Origin of the sequence: Flavobacterium hydrophilum (assembly GCF_003202405.1) — a bacterium.
In the GTDB taxonomy this organism is placed as follows: Bacteria; Bacteroidota; Bacteroidia; order Flavobacteriales; family Flavobacteriaceae; genus Flavobacterium; species Flavobacterium hydrophilum.
This window is the reverse complement of sequence record NZ_QJHL01000003.1, coordinates 241,950-260,832: the sequence shown is the minus strand read 5'-3', so window position 1 is coordinate 260,832 and position 18,883 is coordinate 241,950. Positions and strand designations below refer to the sequence as shown.

Below are 18,883 nucleotides of genomic sequence, written 5' to 3'. Positions count from 1 at the left end.
TTTTTAGTTAAAATTACCAGCCTGCATTTTGTTTTAAAACATTCCCTGACAAGGTGATCTGAGTATTAGGTATTTGCTGTAATCCCTTTGTCTCCTGAATCTTAGCAGCCGAAATTGTTTTTGTTGTAGAAACTCCACCGCTTAATAATGTTGTAGATTCTGCAATTTTTGACGAAGCTACACCAATACCCTGACGCAATAAGTCCCAATATCTCACTCCTTCAAGAGCAAATTCTAAATGTCTTTCATTCATTATATTATCCTGAGTAGCCGGTATTGATGTAAAATTAGATTTGTACGCTCTTTGTCTCACCTGGTCAAAATAAGACTGAGCGCTACCACTTCCTAATTCAGCTGCCATTAATAAAACATCTGCGTATCTCAATGCTACATAATCCTGAAACTGACTGATATCCCAAAATGCACTGCCTAAAACAAGCGGAAGATCTTTTCCGCTTTGGTCAACCATTGGCGAATATTTTTTGTTGTAGTAACCCGTATATTCTCTTTGGCTGTTTAATTTGTCGAAGGCTATATTTTCTTCTGCAATTCCAATTACAGTTGCTCCGCGTCTTGTATCATTAGCACTGAAAGCATTCCATAGTTTTGAATTTACAGTAACTCCCCATCCGCGGCCATAAGGATAAGATGAAAACTCTCTCATACCGAACATTACCAGCCAATGATTCCCATCTGTATTTCCGTTGTAATCACTTGTATAAGTATATTTTACAGAAAAAATAATTTCTTTATTGCTCTCACCTGCATATTGAGCAACTGAAGCCGCTGGCCATAAAGTAGAAAAATTATCAACTAATCCATGACCACTCCCTGAAATAACGTCTTCTAAATGTCCTAAAGCTTGTGTTTTGGTTACAACCCCTGCTAAATCTGTTTTGCCATAATATCCGGTATAATACAAATAAACGCGGCCTAGTAAGGACTTTGCAGCCCATTTAGTAATTCTTCCTCCAGGTACGGAATTATAGGCAGCTGTAGGCAAATTTTCTGACGCAAAAACTAAATCTTCTGCTATAACCTTATAAACCTCTTCAGGAGCCGCCTGTGGCATATTCTCTATAGAAGGAGCTGTTAATAAGGGTATGTTTCCCCACAAACGCACCATTTCAAAATACAGGTAGGCTCTGATGAATTTAGTTTCAGACTCGTAAGTATTTCTTAAAGCAGTGTCTCCTTTCCAGTCAATCTGATCCATTTTCGTCAGGAAAACGTTACAACGATAAATTGCTTTATAATAATTTTTCCAGTTTAAGTCAAGTAAATCCACGTCTGCAGGAGAACGGCTCTTATCAAATTCATCTATTAATGCATAATTGTACCCATCAGAAGCGCCGGTTCCTCCGAAACAATCATCAGACATCACTTCACTTATTACAGGAACACCTAGTCCGGAAGCTCCGGTAGCTACCTGTAAACCATCATAACAACCTACTAATGCAGTGTAAGCATCCCCTGTCGTTTTATAAAAATTACTATCTGTTTGTTGTGTCAAAGGCTCTGTTTCTAACTCACAAGAACCCAGAGACAATAAACTCAAACAGAAAATATATAAATATGTATTTTTCATTATCTTATTTATTAAAGTTTAACATTTAATCCCAACATATATGTTCTTGGTCTTGGATAGTATCCTACATCAACCCCTGATGAAAACTTTTGGTCATCATTGGAAGATCCAAATCCAATTTCGGGATCCATACCATCGTATTTTGTAAAAGTGTGAAGATTTAATACTGAAAAGTAAATTCTGAACTGGCTTGCAAAAAATGTTTTAGATTTATTCATTTTAGCTAAATCAAATCCTAATGTAACCGTATTGATTCTTAAGAAATCACCATCCTGAACATATAAGTCTGAGAATTGCGTATAGTTTCTGTTGTCTTCTGTAACCCTTGGCATTGTGTTCGAAGATCCTTCACCATGCCAGCGGCTCAATATTCTGGAAGTATAGTTTCCGAAAGCTCCTGATTGGTTTCTGTAAGATTGTACAATTTGATTCCCTGCCACACCATTTGCCATCAATGAAAAGTCAAAAGCTTTATAGTTTGCTGATAAGGAGAAACCAAATGTAAAGTCCGGATTAGGATTTCCGATGCTGGTTTTATCAGAAGCATCAATTTTATCATCACCGTTTGTATTTACATAAATGATATCTCCGGGAGCCGCACCTGGCTGTAATACTACACCGGCTGCTGATTTGTAATTGTTAATTTGTTCCTGGTTCTGAAAAACACCTCCTGTTTTATATCCCCAGAAATAACCCAACGGAAATCCGTTTTGTGCTCTGTAAAACTCACCAGCATTGTCATAAAGTTCATTACTTAATCCGTGAATAATACCATCCTCATTAGGGATTTGGCCAACCGTATTTTTATTATAAGCACCGTTTGCACTAACACTATAATTAAAATCACCAATTTTGTTTTGGTAATTCAGGCTCAGCTCAACCCCTTTATTAATGACATCTCCGCCATTTATAAAAGGAGGATTAGCTCCGGAAGTTGCCAAAACTGGTGCCAGAATTAGCCAGTCTTTATTTGTTTTTTTATAAATATCAAAAGTAACACCTAAAGCATTGTTTAAAAATCTGGCATCTAAACCAAGATTTATTTGTTCTGAGGTTTCCCAATGTAAATCAGGATTTGAATATCTTTCAGGATAAGCTCCCGGCGTAAGAGAACCTTCTGTATCACCAAAAATATAGTTTGTATTGTTAGATTTCATTACAGCTAAATATTGAAAGTTCCCAACAGCCTGATTTCCAACCTGACCCCAGCTCGCTCTTAATTTCAGGAAATTAATAGCTTGTGAATCTTTCAAAAATGCTTCATTTGACATCACCCAGCCCGCAGATAGTGATGGAAAATAACTCCACTGATTTCCGGGAGAAAATTTTGACGAACCATCTGCTCTTAATGTTGCATTGAACAAATAAGTTTCTTTAAAATTGTAATTTAATCTCCCAAAATAAGACATTAAAAGATTTTCTTCTTTTTTTCCCTTAATGGTTATTTTAGCCCCGTCTTTATTAGTTGTATTGTCTATCCAGGCATGTTCTAAATCATCAAAAATAGAATCTGCATTATTCGCTTCTACAGAGGTTCCTGCATAATTAATGTAGGATGTTCCTGCCATGGCCTCAAAATGATGATTTTCGGCAACATTAAACTTATATCCTAATAAATTATCCCAGGTGATACTTCTGTTTTTGCTCATATTTTGATTTACTGTATCAAAATTATTATTTGCATAAGTTGACAAGTGATATACAGGCTTGTATGAATGTCCTTCTGAAACGTAATAATCAAGTCCTAAGGTCGTCTTAAATGTTAGGTTTTTTATTGGCTCAACCTGTAAATAAACATTTCCTAATAACTTTTGATTATTGCTTTCGTTTTGATTATTGTAATCCATCATTGCATAAGGATTTGCTACACCTGCCAGCCATGGTTCGCTATTATTCGTAGTGTCATAATAATTACCATCGGCATCATACATTGGCAATAATGGAGTTGTCTGGAATGAACTTCTTAAAGAATTATTGTATTGATTTCCAACTCCAATACCATTTTTATCCACGTATGCAAAGCTTAGATTCTGTCCTAAAGTTAAAACGTCCTTATAAAGTTTATGCTCTGAGTTGAATCTGAAATTGTAACGCTCATAGTTGGATAAGTCCTTTCCTCCAACAACTCCTTCCTGGCCTAAGTAGGATAAAGAGGTAGAATAAACTGAAGTTTCAGAACCTCCTGAAGCTCCAAATGAGAAGTTTTTAGTGGCTGCATTATCTGTTAGCATTTTATCCATCCAGTTAGTACCTTTTCCTAATGCGGCTATCTGGCTATTAGTAAAATAAGGACTTTTACCAGAGTTTACTGCTGCTTCATTTATAATAACGGCATATTCTCTGGCATCTAATAAGTCAACTTTTCTGGCTACGGACTGTACGCCGTAGTACTGATCAAAAGTAATTTGTCCCGGAGAACCTCTTTTCCCTTTTTTGGTTGTTACCAAAATAACCCCATTAGCAGCTTGTGATCCGTAAATGGCTGATGAAGCGGCATCTTTTAGAACCGAAATAGATTCAATATCAGAATTGTTTAAATAGGTAATATCACCCGTAAGAATTCCGTCTACCACATAAAGCGGGTTGCTTCCGCCAGTCGTACCCAAACCTCTGATAACTACATTTAATTTCTCTCCAGGCTGTCCCGAAGTAGAAGTGATCTGAAGTCCGGCTGCCTGCCCCTGAAGTCCCTGAAGTGCATTGATAGTACTGGTTTTGGCAAGATTTTCCCCAGTTACTTGTGTTATAGCACTTGTTACTGTTGTTCTTTTTTGAGTACCATATCCAATAACTACAACTTCTTTAAGATCTGCTGCTTCTGTTTGTAAAATAACAGCAATCATTTTTTGAGTTCCTACAGTTACACGCTGGGTTTTGAAACCCATAAAACTGATTGTTATTACATCACCAGCTTTTGCCTCTACCCTAAAATTCCCGTCAAAATCTGTTGAAGTTCCTCTTCTCGTTCCTTCAATTGCTACAGTAGCTCCCGGTATACTCATACCATCATCTGCCGATTTCACATTTCCGCTTACAAATTGGGACTGCTCTTGTGCAAAACCCGACTGCATCGTAAATACGCTAAGCAGCAGCACCAGGTATAGCTGGAGCATTGTTGGTTTAATACAATAATTGCTTTTCATAATCATTAATAATTTGGTTAAATTTGTTGTTAGTTGTTTTTAATCTAATTAATACGCATTCGAAATATTTGTTACATAAATTTTTTGTTTGCCGCTAAGTGCTGAAGTTCTCCGCTTGCACGTATTTTGCAAAATCTCTATTAAGGATCCCCCCCCTTCGAAATCTAACACCATTTCTCTACGCCAAATGGTCCATTAATTTGGATAGTTTAATCCTATATTCTGTTTTCAGACTTTCAATTACATCAATTATCATTTGGTAAAATTTTTTAGATGTATTTAATCCAAATGAATCATCAAGAGCTTTCTGAATCAAATTCTATGGAAAGGGCTTTTTGAGTTTTTGCTGTAATTTATTTTCTCCAAATCAACTTATAGTCAAAATACATTTATCTTATGGTTAATTTGACTACAAGTGTAGTGCAATTTTTCTATATTAACAAAAAATTAGCTTTATTTTTTTGTAATTGAAAGAATATCAAGACTATTTTTATTGATTAATCAAATTAAATTATTTTAAACAATTAAAAATTATTAATAAATCATCATTTAACTAATTAAATTGATAATGATTTAAAACACTTATACGAATTAATCTATATTATTTTCAAAATTTTGAATATTCTTACCGCTATTTTAAAAATATGTACCTTTTTAAGTATATAGTATTATTTTTATTTATTTAATTTGTCAAAATTTTAACAGCTATGGTCAACAATTTGAATAATGACGTTATCGTAAAAAATGACCCTTCAGTGATGAATGCCATTACGATTGACTGTGTCATATTTGGTTTTGACAAAGGAAGTCTGGAAGTTCTTTTAATTCAGCACGGAGAAGGAATTAGCAAAGGAAAGTGGGGACTTCCGGGAGGCTGGATTAATAAAAAAGAGAGTATCGATAATGCGGCTCACCGATTATTATATGAACTTACAGCATTAGATCACATCTATCTGGAACAATTAAAAGCATTTGGAAATCCGGATCGTTTCCCTCTCAGACGTGTTATCACAATTGGCTATTATGCTTTGATTAAAAGAGAAGATTATAGTATTCAGCCAGGTTTTACAGCATCGGATGCAAAGTGGTATAAGATTAATCAGATTCCGGATCTGATTTACGATCATAGCGAAATCCTGACTTATAGTCTAAAACATTTACGCGACAGAGTTCGTCAGGCACCAATTGGATTCAATCTTTTACCGGAAAAGTTCACACTGTTGCAATTGATGCATTTATATGAAGAAATATTAGGAATTGAAATGGATAAATCTAATTTCAGGCGAAAAATTCTTCATATGAAATTATTGGTTGCCTTGGATGAAAAACAGCAGGATGTTTCACACAGAGCGGCCAAGTTATACAAATTTGACTCGGAAATTTATACAAAACTTACTGAAAAAGGATTTAATTTTGAATTTTAAACCAGCCTTATAAAAGCAAAAAATGGCATTTTTACACTCTAAAAAAACTTCCAAAACGTATGTTGGGGAACCCTCTGAAATTCAAAATCCGGTAATCGACGGAATCACGATCGACTGCGTCATATTTGGATTCAATAAGGGAAACCTCGAAGTACTTTTGGCACATCACGCCGAAGGAGAAAGTATTGGAAAATGGGGACTTCTTGGTGGCTGGCTCAAAAAAGAGGAGAGTTCTGATAATGCAGCACAACGAATTTTGTATGAATTAACAAGTCTTGATAACATCTATCTGGAACAGCTAAAAGCATTTACAGACCCAAACCGTGTACCCGGAAGAAGAGTTGTTACCATTGGCTATTACACTTTAGTAAACCGTGAGGATTATAATGTAAAAGCCGGTCTTACCTTAATGGAAGCGACATGGCATAAGATTAACGAACTGCCTGACCTGATTTTTGACCATAAGGAAATCATGCAATTCAGCTTAATGCAACTTCGTAACAGAGTGCGTCAGGCTCCAATTGGATTTAATCTTTTACCAGAAAAATTCACTTTATTACAACTAATGCATCTTTACGAAGAAATATTGGGTATCGAATTGGACAAATCCAATTTCCGAAGAAAAATTCTGCATATGAAATTGCTTGTTGCGTTAGATGAAAAACAACAGGATGTTTCGCACAGAGCCGCAAAACTGTACAAATTTGATTCAGAAATCTACGAAAAACTGACCGAAAAAGGGTTTAATTTTGAGTTTTAAGACTGAAATTGGTTTTCAAAAACTAACTATCCAGCAACTACATTCCAGAATCCAAAACTTTGCGCTATATTTGCGCCTTAATAACACGCTCTAAAGTATTTACAGCAGAGCAAATTCATACCCAAAAATTACTAAAAACTCGTTTAGAGAATTGAATATAAAATGAAGAAGATACGTAACTTTTGCATTATTGCACACATTGACCACGGTAAAAGTACACTTGCAGACCGATTATTGGGCGCTACACAAACCGTTACAGCCCGTGAAGAAAAAGCACAATTGCTTGACAACATGGACCTGGAACGTGAGCGTGGAATTACCATTAAGAGTCATGCCATCCAGATGGAGTACACTTACAAGGGAGAAGAATATATTTTAAATTTAATTGACACTCCCGGTCACGTTGACTTTTCATACGAAGTTTCTCGTTCGATTGCGGCCTGCGAAGGTGCACTTTTGATTGTGGATGCTGCACAAAGTATTCAGGCACAAACGATTTCTAACTTATACCTTGCTTTAGAAAATGATCTGGAAATTATTCCGGTATTGAATAAAGTAGATTTACCAAGTGCTAATCCTGAAGAGGTTAGTGACGATATTATTGATTTACTTGGATGTAAATTAGAAGATATTATTCATGCTTCCGGAAAAACAGGTTTTGGTGTTGAAAATATTTTAGCAGCCATTATCGAAAAAATTCCGGCTCCAAAAGGAGATCCTGAAGAACCTTTACAAGCTTTGATTTTTGACTCGGTTTACAATCCGTTTCGTGGAATCGAAGTAATCTTCAGAGTTGTAAATGGTGAAATTAAAAAAGGCCAGAAAATTAAATTCATGGCTACGGACAATGAATATTTTGCTGACGAAATTGGAACTTTAAAACTAAATCAGGTTCCTAAAACTGTTGTTTCTGCTGGAGATGTTGGGTATTTGATTTCCGGAATTAAAGAAGCACGCGAAGTAAAAGTAGGTGATACGATTACAGATGCAAAAGTGCCAACAACCAATATGATTACCGGTTTTGAAGATGTAAAACCAATGGTATTTGCCGGAATTTACCCGGTTGACACCGAAGATTATGAAGATTTACGTTCTTCGATGGAGAAATTACAATTGAATGACGCTTCATTAGTTTTTGCTCCGGAAAGTTCTGCGGCCTTAGGTTTTGGTTTCCGTTGCGGATTCTTAGGAATGCTTCACATGGAAATTATTCAGGAACGTTTAGAGCGTGAGTTCGATATGACTGTAATTACCACAGTTCCTAACGTTTCCTATTTGGCCTACACTAAGAAACATCCGGAAACTGCATTGGTAGTAAATAATCCTTCAGACCTTCCGGAGCCTTCAAAACTGGACAGAGTTGAAGAACCTTATATTAAAGCCACTATTATTACAAAAGCTGATTTCGTAGGAAATGTTATGAGTTTGTGTATTGAAAAACGTGGTTTAATCACGAATCAAACGTATTTGACAACTGAAAGAGTAGAGTTGAATTTTGATATGCCTTTGGCGGAAATTGTATTCGATTTTTACGATCGTTTAAAGACAGTTTCTAAAGGGTATGCTTCTTTCGACTATTCTCCAATTGGAATGCGAACTTCGAAATTAGTAAAACTGGATGTTCTTTTGAATGCTCAGACGGTTGATGCACTTTCTGCATTAATCCACGAAGACAACGCATACAACATCGGTAAAAAAATGACCGAGAAATTACGTGAATTAATCCCAAGACAGCAATTCGACATTCCGATTCAGGCTGCAATTGGTGCAAAAATCATTGCTCGTGAAACGATTAAAGCACTCCGTAAAGACGTTACCGCAAAATGTTACGGTGGAGATATTTCACGTAAGCGTAAACTTTTGGAGAAACAGAAAAAAGGTAAAAAACGTATGAGACAGGTTGGAAACGTTGAGATTCCGCAAGAGGCGTTTATGGCTGTTTTGAAATTGAATGATTAAATATTAAGTTCTTAGTAACTAGTCCTTAGTAATTAGATATAACCCAATAATGTAAAAGTTATTGGGTTTTCTTTTTTCACTAAAGAAGCCCGCCACAAATCCCCAATCCAATTAATAAATAAACCACTCCCAAAATAAACAACACTTTTGCTGTCTTTGGATGGCTCTTTTTGACTGCAAACCCACCAATAGTTAATAAAATCGGAGGGCCTAGCATAATGGCAAGGAAAAATGCTAGTAAACCATCTAAATTGCCTACTTCTAATGTTATCATAATTTATATAGTACTTCTAAGTTCTTCTAATCTTTCTATTTTATCGTCTCTGTAAAACAAATTCATGGTTTCAAAAGGGATTATTTTATTATCCTTATTCACAATATGAACACATGATTTTTTAATCGCCCTTACATCAAAATTATAAGCATCAATAAACTGCATAATAATGATTCTGAACAAATTATCATATCCTAATTCCGGAGCATCAATATTTGGAAGGCAACATAAGATTGATTTTAGATTTTCCTGAGCCACTTCTACAGAATTTCCAGTACTGAATAATTCTATCATTTTTCCGCGAAGCACTTCATCCTGTTCGTAAATGATGGTGTTTTTACTGTTGTCCAATAAATCATTGGGATTGATATAGCGTGTTAACGGAAAAACTTCGTCTCCCAGCTTCAAGGCATAGCCCATCACCAAAGCATCAGGATTACAGGGTACAGGAAGCAAATCATCGGAATTAAAAATAGAGGTTTGTTCCAAAATTTTCCTTCTGACCTCGGTTAATGTCATTCTGTCTTTTTCCGGATCAAAATTTTCCAGTCTTCCGGCGATTTGTGTTGGCTGAAAGGTAACACCCCTAACGCACTTTTGTTTCAGTGCAAAATCAATTATCTTCCCTATTTCGTTATCGTTCAGTCCTTTTTGAAGTGTAATCACCAGGGTTGTTGATAAATTTAATTCATTTAAATTTTCCAAAGCCTGCATTCTTATCTCACTCAAATCGGCACCGCGCAATTCCTGCAATACACTATCTTCAAAAGAATCAAACTGTAAATAAATTTCAAAATCAGGCGAATAGGTTTTCAGCTGTCTGGCGAATTCTTTGTCTTTGGCAATCTTAATTCCATTAGTATTCAGCATCAAATGTCGGATCGGAAGCGTTTTGGCATAATCCAAAATCTCAAAAAACTGAGGATGAATTGTCGGTTCTCCACCGCTAATCTGTACCACGTCAGGTTCTTTTTCATTTAAAACTATCGTGTCCAGCATTGTTTTTACTTCCTCTAAAGTCCTGTGTCTTCCATAAGAAGGCGATGAACCTGCATAACAGGTTGGACAAGTCAAATTACATCTATCAGTAACTTCAACGACAGTTAAACACGAATGCTGTTCATGATCCGGGCATAAGCCGCAATCATAAGGACAGCCGTAATGAGTTTTGGTGTTGAAAGTATAAGGGGTTTCAGAAGGTTTATTGTAGTTTCGGATATTTTTATAATATTGAATATCATCCGCAATTAATACCTTTGAACTTCCGTGTTCCGGACATCTTTTGAGCATGTAAACATTCCCATCTTCAAAAACAATTTTTGCATCAATACGCTTTAAGCATTCCGGACAAAGGCTTAAGGTAAAATCATAATAAGTATACTTTCTAACTGGCATTTTTTACGAATAGATTTAAAATTGTTTTGTGATAATATAATAGACAAATTAAACATAAAATCTGAATGGAGCTTATTCCCGCAACAAAGAAAATATTGGGTTTTATAAATTCTATAAAAAACCGGAATGTAAAATAAGAAATCATAAAATACTGAAATAACAAGCCGTTTGGTAGATTTTTGCTTTGGAGTTTCTTCAGGAAATAAAACAGAACAGCTAAAAAAACCAATTCATACAAAGCAATTGGATGCCGCTTTAGGTTATCGCCCAAATTCATTCCCGTAAAAAAAGCAGTTGTGTTTCCATAAGTAAATTCATTTGTTCCCGATAAAAAGCAGCCAATTCTTCCAATAAAAATCCCTAAGATTATCGGAAAAGTAAATAAATCTCCCGATGATTCTTTTTCACCAATTATTTTTTTTGCTATTTCAACACCTAAAAGTCCTCCAAACAAACCGCCCATAATCGTTTTTACGTTGAAAAGATCAAGCAAGGATTTGACATCTGAAACAAAAACAGGATTCTCTAAAAAACCCATAATTCTGGAACCCAGAAAAGCCCCAATAGCTGCTCCTAAAATAATCGATAACCGATTGATTGTGATGATTCTGTCGACATTTCTTTTTCTTAAAAAAGCATAATAGCGATACCCGATAAAAAAGGCTAAATATTCTAAAACTAAATGAATATTAATTTCATAACCAAACCATACTGGCTCAAATGGAAGCTTCATTTATATTATTCAGTTTTTGATTTAATACTACTATTCTGTAAAGATGCGAAATTTATTGTTTTTAACTCTTTGTGATAAATACTATCTTTGAAAAAAAGCTTAAAATGGACGAAACCCCAAAACGATTTGACCGAATTGTCGCCATCCTGATTCAATTGCAATCTAAAAAGATTGTAAAAGCGCAGGAACTTGCGGATCGTTTTGAATGTAGTTTAAGAACTATTTACAGAGATATTCGAACTCTTGAAGCTTCGGGAGTTCCTATTTACAGTGAAGCGGGAGTTGGGTATGCTTTGATGGAAGGCTACAGACTGCCTCCTGTTATGTTTACACGTGAAGAAGTCAGCAGTTTTATCGCTGCCGAAAAACTGATGCAGAAATTTACTGATCCATCTCTTGGAACACACTATGCATCGGCTATGTATAAATTGAAGTCGGTTTTGAGAAGCGGTGATAAAGACTATCTTTCGAATATTGAATCGCGCGTGGTGATGCAAACTGCCGAACCGCTGTTTAACGACAATTCCCCAAATACTTTAGCGGTTCTTTTTGAAGGAATTGCTGAGAAAAAACAAATTCTGCTGACGTACAAAACGTATGAAAGAGACGAAACTACACAGCGAAATTTAGAACCCGTGGGCGTTTTTCACGACAATAACAACTGGTATTTTCTGGGCTATTGCCATTTACGAAAAGATTACCGACAGTTTAGAACCGACAGGATTCAGTGTATTAAAAAAACCGAACTTGATTTCACCATTGAACACGATTCTCTGGAAACCTATCTGACTAAAACGGAAACTTGTCCCACCACAAAAGTCCGAATCTTAGTGGATAAAAAGATAGTCCGCTATTTATCTACTGAACGAAAATATCACGGTTTCATCTCAGAAAAAGAAGTTGACGGACAAATTGAAATGACTTTTATGTGCCGCGATGTCGAAAGTGCTTTTCCGCGCTGGTTTTTGATGTTTGGAGATTATGCTACAATCCTTGAGCCTGAAAGTCTTAAAACAAGAGCTTTAGAGCTGTTAGAAGTCAACAGACAAAGGCTTTTGTAGAAAAAAACTCCTAAAGAAACTAAGTTGCATTAGGAGTTTTTTGATTTTAATGTTGCTGTTTTACAACATTATAAAAATTATAATCGGTGTTTGAGGCATCTGTAATTCCAAGATTTCGCCCCATCGTTACAATCTGACCTCTGTGATAAGTACCGTGATTGATAACCTGAAGCAGATAATCCGAAATGGGCAGTTCGCATTCAAACCACGGATTAACAATTTTGACTTCTTTAATTAAATCTTCTTCGGACAATGAATTAATTAAATGTTTCAATTTTACAGATGAATTTAATAAGCCTTCAAAGATTTCTTCCTTCGACAATTCACTTTCGGGTTTCTTTTCTGATAAATCAGCTTCAGAAATAACGTAAAACCAGTATTCTTCTGTAGACCAAATATGATCAAGTGTTTTTATAATTGTTGAAAAACTCGAAGGCACTTCTGCATAGAGCAATTCATCAGATTTCGACGAAAGCCAGTTTACGAATTGCTGGTTTACCCATAAATTATAATCTGCATAATTGGACATTATTCTTTTTAAACTCATAGCCATTAATTTTAGATTTATTAATAAAGTTACAGAATTTTTCTACAATTATCTTTCCCAGAAAAATGGCGGTTCGATGTTTAAAGCTCTTAAATACACATAAGCCTGTCCTCTGTGATGCACTTCATTATCGATAAAATACAAGACATTCTGAATAATCGGAAATTCATACTGTCCAAAAAGATTAAAACTCTCACTAAAATCTTCTATAGATAATTGTTCCCAGTGCTTGTTGATTTCTGCAGTGGCCTCATCCCATTTTTCAAGATATTGCGCTTTAAAAATTAATTTTTCAGTTCCTTCCGTGTAAGGCTGGCTTTCACGATTTACAATTGCTTTAAGTCCCGGAGCTGCAATTGCCAAAAGCTCATCTACTAATTTTGCAAAGGGACGCATTCCACCAATTGAAAATTCAAAGAAATCTTTCTCTGGAAAAAGTTCGATTAAACGGCGTGTAAGAGCTCTGTGTCCCTGCCAGTGTTTCAATAAATCTTCTGAAGTAATTACTTGTGCTTCTAATGTTTTCATAATTTTAAAGTTTTAATTTGTTGATACTTCAAAATTATTGAGGGCTGGTGACAACAGTTTGTCAGCAGGAAATAAAAAAATAAATATTTTTTTATTTCCTGCTGTAGAGGCACGCTGCAGTGCGTCTCTACAGAAAATCTATATTGTAATTTATTTGTTTTTTAACCATTCGAATAAACGATTAGCATCTTCAAATTTAAATAATTGTGTTCCTTCGTTCATGGTTGCGGCAGATCCGCAGGCAACTCCCCATCGAATGACTTCTTTCAGGCTTCTATTCTGTGATAAAGCCCAAACCATTCCGCCTACCATACTGTCACCTGCCCCCACGGTACTTTTTTTGGCAACATTGGGTGCCGGAACAAATTCGTACTCGTTTTTTGTAACCAAAACCGCTCCTTGAGGCCCAAGGGAAACTACAACAATTTCAGCTCTGCCATCAGCAATTATTTTTTTTGCTGCCTCATTTACCTCATCAATTTCTAAGCGTTCAACACCAACTAATTTTGCTAATTCACCAACATTGGGTTTAATCAGGTACGCACCTGTTTCTAAAACCTTTTTTAAAGCCTGTCCGGAAGTATCAACGATTAATTTAGAATTGGATGTTTTGGCAATTTCAGCTACTTTCTGATAAAAATCGGATGACAAACCTTCATTCAAACTTCCGCTTGCCACCAAAAATTTTGGTTTTAAATTCGAAATCGTTTCCAAAAGCTTTTCAACTTCCGAATCAGTTAAAACATCTCCATCAAATCCAAAACGATATTGCGAATTGGTATTATCATCAACTGCTATAAAGTTTTCTCTTGTTCCCGTTTCGGTTTCAATAACTTCATAATCTATTTTTTCTTTGGTAACCAACTCTTTTAGCATTTCCCCAACGGGACCACCTGAGGTAAAAACGGCTAGTGAACTCCCCCCTAAGCGTTCAATCGCTTTAGAAACATTTATTCCGCCTCCACCAGCATCAAACAAAGGATCTTTACACCTGATTTTCTGTTCGGCAATCAATCCTGAAAAATGGGTACTTTTATCTACTGAAGGATTTACGGTTAAAGTAACTATATCAAATGATTTCATCTTTTACAATATTTAGAATATATGGTTTGAATTAAACTTCTATGCAATTTAACAAATTAAAAACTGTAAAATCATTTTTTGTTAAACACAAACATAAATCATAAAATACTGACAATCATGAATTTAAATTAAAATAATTTCGTAACTTTAAGTAACGGAATTAATAGAATATGAATTATGAGAGCTGCTCTGCTTATGATTTTATTATTTTATTCGGCCATATCTTCATCACAAGGAATTATAGTCGACACTACAACTTTGGCTATACCTGAGCTAGTTCGACAAGAGTTAATGCAGAATGCCTGTGCTAATGAAAGCAATTTCAAATTTTCATCACGGCTGGGTATTGGAAAATTCACCAATACCAATCCTAATTTCCCAATTACACACGGAATTATTATTCGGAATGGTATTGCCAAACACACTGAAGGCGCTTATAACGGCACCAATGAAAGCAGTCGGTTAAACAGTAATAACGATAGCGATTTACAGAATATAAGTAATGAGAACGGGCAGATTGTCCCCATTACTGATGTGAGTTATCTTCAGTTTGATTTTACCCCTTTGTCAAGTAATTTTAGTTTTGATTTTCTTTTTGCTTCGAATGAATATGGGGAATTCCAATGTGGTTTTAGTGATGTTTTTGCCTTTATCCTTACCGATTTAACAACTGGTGTTTCCAAAAATCTTGCAGTAGTTCCGGGGACTCCAACACCTGTTTCGGTTAAGAATATTCGGGATCAGCAGTATAATTCTTCCTGTTTGTCTGCCAATGCCAATTTATTTGACCGTTACAATGTAACCAATCCCGCATCGTCGGCCATCAATATGAGAGGAGAAACCAAAGTTTTGAAAGCGTCTTCATCTGTGATTCCGAATCGGGCATACAGCATAAAACTTGCCATTGGCGACTATAATGACAGCAACTATGATTCGGCAGTTTTTATAAAAGGAGGTAGTTTTATAACCACAATGGATTTAGGTCCTGACAGAATCATTTGCGAGGGAGAAAGTGTCACACTGCAGTCAGGACTTGTGGGTAATTACGATTATGTGTGGACTCTTGACGGAGCTGTAATTCCCGGAGAAACGAGCAGTATTTTAACCCTTAATAAAGCCGGAACGTATGGACTTACAGCAACACTTTCAGGCTGTGTTATCAAAGACGAAGTAGTCATTAAAGATTTAGTCATTAAATCTCCTAAAGACCTCATTGCCTGCTACAATACAAATGGCAGCTATCAATATGACTTGACTCAGAACAATTTAACTGCTTTGGGGATTGACCCTGCTAAATATTCCATTTATTATTTTGATTCTTTAACCTCAGCCAATGCCAACGGTCCGGCGATACCTCAAAACCAGTTAAACTCTTTTACAAGTTCAGGAAACCAGACTATTTATATAAAAGCCGTACCTGTAAATAACAATAGTTTTTTCTGTAATAATGTGATTTCATTTAATTTATTGGTAACCCCACCTATCAACATTGTAAAACCTTCTGATATAAGCGTTTGTAATAACATTTCCGGAAGAGTCATTGTGGATTTAACTACCCAGGAAAGTACCATATTAAACGGACAGAACACCTCAGATTACAAAATCAGATATTACACAAGCCAAGCAGCAGCAAACAGTGCAACGAACAGCATAACAAATCCAAAAGCGTTTAACACTTCCACAGCCCAAACACCGCAAACCATCTGGGTGAGAGTCGAAAATATTTCGAGTTCGGTTTGTTATGCAACAGTCAATTTTAATATAATCATTAACTCGCTTCCGGCAGTGGATGATATTCCTGATGTTGTCGCCTGCAACAGTTATACATTACCCCCAATCTCAAATGGCGAATATAATACAGGACCAAACGGAACAGGAACCAAACTGAATCCCGGAGATGTCATTACCAAAAGCGGGGTTTATTATATTTTTAACAGGTCTGCAACTAACAGTTGTACTAACGAGAGCTTTTTTAATGTAATCCTGATATACGAACTTGGCTTTAAAAAAGAAGCCTGCGGTCAATATGAGATTCCGCGTGTACCAGCTGGAGGCTTTTTTACTGCTACAGGAGGACAGGGGAATTCTATTCCGGCAGGAACGATTTTTACTACCAGCCAGACTGTTTATTATTATGCCAGAATCAATGGAGCCGTTTGTCGTGATGAAGCTTTATCATTTGTTGTTTATCCATTGCCTTTAGTAGATAAACCCGGCAATGTGGTGACTTGTAACTCCTATATTCTGCCTCCTTTGACAAATGGAAATTATTATACAGCATCAGGAGGAAAAGGAACTCGTTTAAATGCCGGAACAAGTATAACATCCAGCCAAACGGTATTTATTTTTGCAAATGACGGAAGATGTACTAATGAACATTCCTTTAAAATTGACATTATCAATTCTTCTGCTTTTGTTCCAATTACCAGATGCGGAAACTACATTTTACCGCCGGTTGCAGTAGGAGGCTATTTTACCAGCCCTTCCGGACAAGGTCAAAATATTCCTGCCGGAACCAACATTACCACTTCACAGACCATATATTATTATGCCAATACCACAACTTCTCCTAATTGTACCGATAACTTAAAATATGAAATTACCATCAAAACACTGCCATTGGTAGATACACCGCCGAATAGACTGGAATGCGAGCGTTACGTTTTACCTCCCTTGGTAAATGGAAAGTATTTTACCAAAACAAATGGCGGAGGAACAGCATTAAAAGCCGGAGACGTCATTACCACGACACAGACGATCTATGTTTATGCCACAAATACAGATTGTACCAACGAACATAGTTTTGTTGTTGAAATCAGGAAACGTCCTCTTGTGGATAGTTTTACAGATGTAGTTACCTGTACCGCTTTTAAACTTCCTGTATTGAAAAACGGAAAATACTACACCGCAACAGGAGGACCGCATGGCCAGGGAACCCAAATTGCCGAAGGCACACTCATAAACACAAACCAAACTATCTATATTTATAATGAATGGACTGATTTTACAAGCTGCAGCAATGAAACTTTTTTCAGGGTGAATTATAACGGAATAGATGTTGGCACTTTTGCTGATGTTAATGCCTGCGACAGCTACATCCTGCCACCGTTACAATTAGGTAATTATTATAGCCAATCGGGAGGAAAAGGCGCAGTTATTCCGGCGGGAACCGTTTTAACAACTTCACAGAGAATATATGTGTACGCCATCTCAGGAAACCGTTTGACCTGCACAAGCGAAAAAATTTTTTTAGTCAACATTTCTGTAACTCCCATATTAGTCAGTACCCCCGATGTTGCCATTTGCGGAAGCTACACATTACCGCCTTTATCGGTTGGGAATTATTACAGCGGACCAAATGCAACCAGAACACGCTATTTAGCCGGACAGCAAATAACCGCCAGTCAGCAAATGTATATTTACGCCGCAGCGGCAACAAACCCCAATTGTACTGCTCAGGATGATTTTTACATTACAGTGTATCCATTGAAAAATCTGGTGTTACAAAACGAAATAATTTGCGTCGATTTTCAAACAGGCACTACTCAGCGTTCCGCAGAATTAAAGTCAGGACTTAATCCCTCGATTTATACTGTTGACTGGTATTTAGCCGGCAATAAAGTAGGTACAGGTCCAAATTATATCGCTGCAAAAGAAGGAACTTATACCCTTCAAATCACCAAAAACACTCCCGATGTTGGCAATGACTGCGGTTACAATCCTGCTACGATTGTTGTCGAAAAATCAAGTCCCTCAGTTGCGAGCATTAACATGACCGACTCTTTTCGGGAAAATACCGACGTTACCGTAACACTGCACAATGGTTTTGGAAGCTATGAATACCAGCTCGATGACGGCAGTTTTCAAACCAGCAACGTTTTTTATGATGTTGCTTCCGGAGAGCATGTTATTACAGTACGAGATGTCAAAGGAAATTGCGACGACCAGATTTTAATTATCAATGTACTCAAATATCCTAAATTCTTCACTCCCAACAACGACGGACACAATGACACCTGGAACATTCCCGATCTCGCTTACCAACCCGATGCCGTCATCAATATTTTCGACCGCTATGGAAAAACCATCAAGCAGATAAAACCTTCCGGCGCCGGCTGGGATGGCAATTACAATGGCGATCCGCTTCCCTCAACCGACTATTGGTTTCAGGTCTTTTTTACCCTGAACGGAACTCCTCAGGTTTTCAGGGCACATTTTAGCATGAAACGATAAGCATTTGGGCGTGCCACCATCCTTCACGCGGGCACAAGAACATTTTGTAAGTTTGAGATTATTATTCTTTTTATATTTGGGGAAATAATACGAAACAAAACATTAGCATATACACCTAAATTTGGATAGATAGGCTAATGTTTGTTTCGCATATA

General features: G+C 36.5%; 13 protein-coding genes. 5 read left to right on the top strand and 8 right to left on the bottom strand.

The window, feature by feature from the left end:
* Positions 1–13: 13 nt before the first annotated feature.
* Both DMB68_RS14165 and DMB68_RS14160 read right to left on the bottom strand, forming a co-directional pair.
* Complete coding sequence (locus DMB68_RS14165) at positions 14–1,588, bottom strand: RagB/SusD family nutrient uptake outer membrane protein (RefSeq protein WP_110347330.1); 1,575 nt, start codon at positions 1,586–1,588, stop codon at positions 14–16.
* Positions 1,589–1,599: 11 nt separating this feature from the next.
* Positions 1,600–4,731, bottom strand: a complete 3,132-nt coding sequence (locus tag DMB68_RS14160; RefSeq protein ID WP_110347329.1) for a SusC/RagA family TonB-linked outer membrane protein — start codon at positions 4,729–4,731, stop codon at positions 1,600–1,602.
* Positions 4,732–5,438: 707 nt separating this feature from the next.
* Between DMB68_RS14160 and DMB68_RS14155 the strand changes: the two genes are divergently transcribed.
* The 3 genes from DMB68_RS14155 (at position 5,439) to lepA (ending at position 8,874) form a co-directional block, all read left to right on the top strand.
* Complete coding sequence (locus DMB68_RS14155; RefSeq protein ID WP_110347328.1) at positions 5,439–6,155, top strand: NUDIX hydrolase; 717 nt, start codon at positions 5,439–5,441, stop codon at positions 6,153–6,155.
* A gap of 22 nt (positions 6,156–6,177) precedes the next feature.
* A complete protein-coding gene (locus DMB68_RS14150) occupies positions 6,178–6,915 on the top strand; it encodes an NUDIX hydrolase (RefSeq protein WP_165830143.1) in 738 nt (245 codons plus the stop codon).
* Positions 6,916–7,077: 162 nt separating this feature from the next.
* The gene (gene lepA, locus DMB68_RS14145) at positions 7,078–8,874 is read left to right on the top strand and encodes a translation elongation factor 4 (protein WP_110347327.1); all 1,797 of its coding nucleotides are present in this window, start codon (positions 7,078–7,080) and stop codon (positions 8,872–8,874) included.
* A 79-nt stretch (positions 8,875–8,953) separates the two neighbouring features.
* On the opposite strand, the gene DMB68_RS14140 is transcribed toward lepA, so the two are convergent.
* From DMB68_RS14140 to DMB68_RS14130, 3 genes are read right to left on the bottom strand one after another with little or no spacing between them, the layout of a single operon-like run.
* On the bottom strand, positions 8,954–9,148 hold the full coding sequence (locus DMB68_RS14140) for a hypothetical protein (protein ID WP_110347326.1): 195 nt from the start codon (positions 9,146–9,148) through the stop codon (positions 8,954–8,956).
* 3 nt (positions 9,149–9,151) lie between these two features.
* Positions 9,152–10,543 (bottom strand): radical SAM protein, encoded by a 1,392-nt coding sequence (locus DMB68_RS14135; RefSeq protein ID WP_110347325.1) that lies wholly within the window; start codon positions 10,541–10,543, stop codon positions 9,152–9,154.
* Complete coding sequence (locus tag DMB68_RS14130) at positions 10,533–11,276, bottom strand: prolipoprotein diacylglyceryl transferase (protein ID WP_110347324.1); 744 nt, start codon at positions 11,274–11,276, stop codon at positions 10,533–10,535. The genes DMB68_RS14135 and DMB68_RS14130 overlap by 11 nt, the downstream gene beginning before the upstream one ends.
* 104 nt (positions 11,277–11,380) lie before the next feature.
* Here DMB68_RS14130 and DMB68_RS14125 point away from each other — a divergent pair, with 104 nt between their 5' ends.
* Positions 11,381–12,337, top strand: coding sequence for a helix-turn-helix transcriptional regulator (locus tag DMB68_RS14125; RefSeq protein WP_110347323.1), 957 nt, complete (start codon positions 11,381–11,383; stop codon positions 12,335–12,337).
* A 46-nt stretch (positions 12,338–12,383) separates the two neighbouring features.
* Here DMB68_RS14125 and DMB68_RS14120 read toward each other — a convergent pair whose 3' ends face one another.
* From DMB68_RS14120 to DMB68_RS14110, 3 genes are all read right to left on the bottom strand, one after another.
* Complete coding sequence (locus DMB68_RS14120) at positions 12,384–12,884, bottom strand: DinB family protein (RefSeq protein ID WP_110347586.1); 501 nt, start codon at positions 12,882–12,884, stop codon at positions 12,384–12,386.
* Between the two features lie 48 nt (positions 12,885–12,932).
* Positions 12,933–13,412 (bottom strand): DinB family protein, encoded by a 480-nt coding sequence (locus DMB68_RS14115; protein WP_110347322.1) that lies wholly within the window; start codon positions 13,410–13,412, stop codon positions 12,933–12,935.
* A 150-nt stretch (positions 13,413–13,562) separates the two neighbouring features.
* Entirely contained in the window at positions 13,563–14,495 is a 933-nt protein-coding gene (locus DMB68_RS14110) for a 1-phosphofructokinase family hexose kinase (protein WP_110347321.1), read from the bottom strand.
* Positions 14,496–14,690: 195 nt separating this feature from the next.
* Here DMB68_RS14110 and DMB68_RS14105 point away from each other — a divergent pair, with 195 nt between their 5' ends.
* Positions 14,691–18,728, top strand: coding sequence for a T9SS type B sorting domain-containing protein (locus DMB68_RS14105; protein WP_165830142.1), 4,038 nt, complete (start codon positions 14,691–14,693; stop codon positions 18,726–18,728).
* The last annotated feature ends 155 nt before the right edge of the window (positions 18,729–18,883 follow it).

Coding starts and splice junctions, on each gene's coding strand:
- DMB68_RS14165 (WP_110347330.1), bottom strand. CDS start 1,588: ATGAAAAATACATATTTATATATTTTCTGTTTGAGTTTATTGTCTCTG.
- DMB68_RS14160 (WP_110347329.1), bottom strand. CDS start 4,731: ATGAAAAGCAATTATTGTATTAAACCAACAATGCTCCAGCTATACCTG.
- DMB68_RS14155 (WP_110347328.1), top strand. CDS start 5,439: ATGGTCAACAATTTGAATAATGACGTTATCGTAAAAAATGACCCTTCA.
- DMB68_RS14150 (WP_165830143.1), top strand. CDS start 6,178: ATGGCATTTTTACACTCTAAAAAAACTTCCAAAACGTATGTTGGGGAA.
- lepA (WP_110347327.1), top strand. CDS start 7,078: ATGAAGAAGATACGTAACTTTTGCATTATTGCACACATTGACCACGGT.
- DMB68_RS14140 (WP_110347326.1), bottom strand. CDS start 9,148: ATGATAACATTAGAAGTAGGCAATTTAGATGGTTTACTAGCATTTTTC.
- DMB68_RS14135 (WP_110347325.1), bottom strand. CDS start 10,543: ATGCCAGTTAGAAAGTATACTTATTATGATTTTACCTTAAGCCTTTGT.
- DMB68_RS14130 (WP_110347324.1), bottom strand. CDS start 11,276: ATGAAGCTTCCATTTGAGCCAGTATGGTTTGGTTATGAAATTAATATT.
- DMB68_RS14125 (WP_110347323.1), top strand. CDS start 11,381: ATGGACGAAACCCCAAAACGATTTGACCGAATTGTCGCCATCCTGATT.
- DMB68_RS14120 (WP_110347586.1), bottom strand. CDS start 12,884: ATGAGTTTAAAAAGAATAATGTCCAATTATGCAGATTATAATTTATGG.
- DMB68_RS14115 (WP_110347322.1), bottom strand. CDS start 13,412: ATGAAAACATTAGAAGCACAAGTAATTACTTCAGAAGATTTATTGAAA.
- DMB68_RS14110 (WP_110347321.1), bottom strand. CDS start 14,495: ATGAAATCATTTGATATAGTTACTTTAACCGTAAATCCTTCAGTAGAT.
- DMB68_RS14105 (WP_165830142.1), top strand. CDS start 14,691: ATGATTTTATTATTTTATTCGGCCATATCTTCATCACAAGGAATTATA.